The organism is Psychrobacter sp. AOP5-GZ1-6, assembly GCF_052376345.1.
Classification (GTDB): Bacteria; Pseudomonadota; Gammaproteobacteria; order Pseudomonadales; family Moraxellaceae; genus Psychrobacter.
Genome location: NZ_JBQSVP010000201.1, coordinates 1 through 3,843, shown reverse-complemented (window position 1 = coordinate 3,843; position 3,843 = coordinate 1). Strand labels below are relative to the sequence as shown.

The following is a 3,843-nucleotide window of genomic DNA, read 5'->3' as shown; positions in this document are numbered from 1 at the left end:
AGTGGCGGGATGCGTGTGATGTTGAATTAGCAACCCTTGAATGGGTCGATTGGTTTAACAAAACTCGCATTCATAGTACGATTGGTTATGTGTCGCCTTTTGAGTTTGAGAGACGATACTATGATAGCCTTAATGAGTCAGACAAAGCTGCCTGACTCAAGCAATCCACTCTCCGATATAGTCGGGGCGGTTCACTTTTGGCTTTTCTACTTTGATGACAGGGTCTTGCTTTGTTTGAGGTTTTGGGGTGTCATCTTGTTCACTCGTTTCTAGAGTAGTCGGTGCTTCTTGACTCAAGATATCTGATACATTGCTGATATCTTCTCTAGTGATATCTGTACCTATGATCATAGTCCATTGTTTGGAACCATAGGTAACGATGGCGGTTGTTTGCGCTCTAACTTGTCCATCTATTATTGTGAGCTTTTGACCGGCAAGGGCTTTGATAGTGCTAATACCTTGGCTGTTTGCTCTTTTTATAGCAGATTGTCTGCCACGATATAGGGTTTTAAACTCGTAATGCGGTATGGGTTGATTGTTGTTGTCGACAAATTCGATATTAAAAGAGACGATAGGGACTCTTAAAACTTTGGTCTGTCCGTTTAAGTCACCTGTTACTGGAAATGCCATGCTGTAAATGGATTGCTTTTTGCCTTCGTCATCATCGAGGTAGACGCCGATAGATTGGCTGACCTCAGCTTTGATACCTGATTCGATACCTGAGCTGTCGGTTTTATGAGGTTTGATATTGTTTTTATATTCTAAATGGTAGGTTGTATTGGGTAGGGGCTTGCCTGTGTCTGCTCTTGGTTAATTACAAGCTCAATCCATATCTACAAAAGCAGGATCGCTTAGATCTTTTGCTTTAGGTTCAGTAATGAATTGCGGATAACCTTTTTTAGCGTAGTACAATCCGTCATAAGGATCTATTGGCGCACGAGAGAACTGATAAGCACCTTCTATAGGTATTTTGTGATTACCTTTTTGTAAATAGACGCTTTCTAATACTAAGTCTTCGTCAAATTTTATCTTTAGTGTTGCAAACTCATCAGAATTTGCAGACTGACTATTCGTTACAAGGGAGCGATTGGGATATAACTCTTTAAAGTGTTTGAAGAAGCGGTTTAGATTAGGATCTTGGTAGTAAGGCTGATAAGAGGCAGTGCTAGTACCGCGAGCTGACCATTGTGGTCTAGGATATAGATGCACTTCAACCTCAGTACGCTCGCCTGACTCTTGATCAGTCGCCCATGTTCTAATCTTAGTAGGTACAGCTTTGAGTGCGCTATTGTATTTATCAAACTGATCATCAAGTACCGCAAAGCGCTCGGTATTAGCAAATTCAGCATAGTATTCGCCATTCCATTCTTGACTATCTATACTTACAGATAGATTCCAAGGATATTTGGTTTGCATTTGCTTATACCAGTCGGAAGATATCGTCCAGTCACCTGATTGCCATTTTTTGTATCCTTCTGGATGGTTCTTTTTAAATTCTGTAGCGTAGTGCTCTTTCCCCGTTCTTTTAGTGTGCAAATAAGCATCATAGCTCATATAAAGCATTTCATCGCCACTCGATACAGGAGGGCCTTCTAATGTCTTTGGATCAGGATCGATAGGCGTGGCTTGAAAGGAGGTGATCTCTTGACGTCTAGGCCAACCAGTAACAAACACAATGACCCAGCCATCAGGGGCAAAGGCCAGCTCGATACCATAGTAGTTAGCACTGTCTGGATCAGGTTTTTCACGACTATCTTCTACCCTTTTGCTCGTGCTGGTCATCAGCGCATAGATCTGATCAGTGGGTAGCACATGCTCGCCTTGATAGTATTGATTGGTTATATCATCAATATAAGTAACACGAACCTTATCAGGTAGTGGCTGCTCAAATGGATTTCCCCCTAACGGCGTACTGCCATAACCCCAAATACCGATATCTCCATCAAGTGATCGTAACCAAGTGCCATCATTTAAATAAAAGCTGGTGCTGTAGCTGCGAATTTTATCCGATTTTTGTGTGCTTATCATATTGATAAAGTTATCTTGTTTATACAAGGTATATCTAGCATTTGATATTTTAGCGCCCCATTCGATTACTTTATCATCTCTCATTTGTTTTTCCTTATATGCCCACGCAAATGTCATGGATAAAAGCGCAAATATAATAATGGCTATAATCTTTGTTGTGGTCGACCAGTTGCGTATCATTGGGCACTCTCGCTAAATTTCATTAAACTAGCCATTAATTATTTGTCTGAATGGAATACCGCTTTTGAGTCTAACTTCAAAGCCTATTGCGTTTTGCACAGACCAATGAATATAGTTGTGTCTCAATGCTTTAGTTGCCGCATTTTCTGGTAGCGTCTTTGTGATGCGTCTGCCTCTTTTTGCACCATTTTTCCACGGGTCTGCATTAATAACGTCGCTAGGCAGATTGGTCATTAGTGTTTTAACAGCACCTGTAACTTCATTGTAATAGTTAGATAAACCTTTTTCACCTGTTGAAAATTCTAACTTACCATATTTGATTGACATTCTTGCCATCATTTGCAATGAGACTTTATGTATATCATTTTTGATACCTGTACGGGTAAAGATATGGTTGAATTGGCCTCTACCCATTGATTGTGAGTTAAGCTCATCCTTATTTGAGGTATAAAAATTCTTATCCACTAACCAGTTTTTTTCCTGATTACTTAAAGTTGAGTATCTCTCACTGGTTAAATTATTGTAAGCACCGCCAACATCGGCGTGAGCACCATTTATGGTTACCTCGTACCCAAAGCCACTACGGATAGCTGAGTTAATGTTAGTCACTGAAAAGTTTAATCGATATTCATCAGCTGCTATAATATGAAAGACTTTAGTAAACGCTTTATCGGTAGTGCTAAGGTCTCTAAAATCTAACTTTAACTCTTCTACATCATTATTAAAATTTGCACCAACAGAAGAGACCGTATCAAACAGACCGACAAATTTAAAAAGTATTTTAGTGCGTGGAAGCTGCCAGTTTGGGAATGGCTTAACACTTGATTTAGCTAAATGGACAAAATGACGGGCAGTAGCCGCCCCACGACTAAAGCCAAAAACATTAATGTGAATTATGGAAGGTGCGTTTCCCACTGCTTCCTCTATTGCATCAAAAGCTTGCTCTGCCCGCTGAGCGACACCTGTGACACCAACACCCGTAGCATACCCTGCTACTTCATCATTGGTATCACCTCTACGAGTCCCAATACCTTCTACATATACCCAAAATTGCCCATTGTCTATATTACCCCTTTTGAACATCCACGCTATATTAGAATACGCATTAGCATAACTACTAGTGTCAGAATGCTCGTTTTCATCATATACATCAGTATTAAACATATTATTCTTTGTACCGTCAAAGAATACATTCACTGTTTTGATATCTACTTCTTTTGGCACAAAAGAGTCTTTGGTTTTATTAGTGGGATTAGCCATTACTCACCATCCTCATCAAAATTTTCGCTAAATGTGAGATCAACTTTTCTCATTCCCGTACCAATACGAATAGTCTCACCTTTTTCATTGGTAACCCCGCGATACACCTTACCCTCATCGGTCTCAATTTTATAGGCAAACCCTTCTACAGGATTACCTAAAGTATCTTTGACGATATACATTTCGTTATAAGGGTCTTCAGGTGGTGTATAGTGACACCTAGCCCCGCCCACCAGACCCTTCTTCACCGCTTTTATCTTAATCGTCCCCGGACACACCAGCTTAATCCCGCTGTCATCAATCGTCAGTGACGCCCCCGCGCTAGTTTGCAGCTTGATGCGTTTCGGACTTGCGATATTCACTTGTCCCGACTCG

Annotated in this window: 5 protein-coding genes; 1 reads left to right on the top strand and 4 read right to left on the bottom strand. The window is 40.6% G+C overall.

Annotation, left to right across the window (positions count from 1 at the left end; translation table 11 throughout):
* The coding region (locus tag ACT3RN_RS14900) for an IS3 family transposase (RefSeq protein ID WP_444518776.1) at positions 1-155 on the top strand (155 nt) is incomplete at its 5' end.
* Position 156: 1 nt separating this feature from the next.
* On the opposite strand, the gene ACT3RN_RS14895 is transcribed toward ACT3RN_RS14900, so the two are convergent.
* The 4 genes from ACT3RN_RS14895 to ACT3RN_RS14880 form a co-directional block, all read right to left on the bottom strand.
* Complete coding sequence (locus ACT3RN_RS14895; RefSeq protein WP_442440151.1) at positions 157-630, bottom strand: hypothetical protein; 474 nt, start codon at positions 628-630, stop codon at positions 157-159.
* A 192-nt stretch (positions 631-822) separates the two neighbouring features.
* Positions 823-2,112 (bottom strand): DUF2931 family protein, encoded by a 1,290-nt coding sequence (locus ACT3RN_RS14890; protein WP_442440150.1) that lies wholly within the window; start codon positions 2,110-2,112, stop codon positions 823-825.
* 123 nt (positions 2,113-2,235) lie between these two features.
* Complete coding sequence (locus ACT3RN_RS14885; RefSeq protein ID WP_442440149.1) at positions 2,236-3,468, bottom strand: T6SS phospholipase effector Tle1-like catalytic domain-containing protein; 1,233 nt, start codon at positions 3,466-3,468, stop codon at positions 2,236-2,238.
* The coding region (locus ACT3RN_RS14880) for a hypothetical protein (protein WP_444518775.1) at positions 3,468-3,843 on the bottom strand (376 nt) is incomplete at its 5' end. The genes ACT3RN_RS14885 and ACT3RN_RS14880, both read right to left, overlap by 1 nt.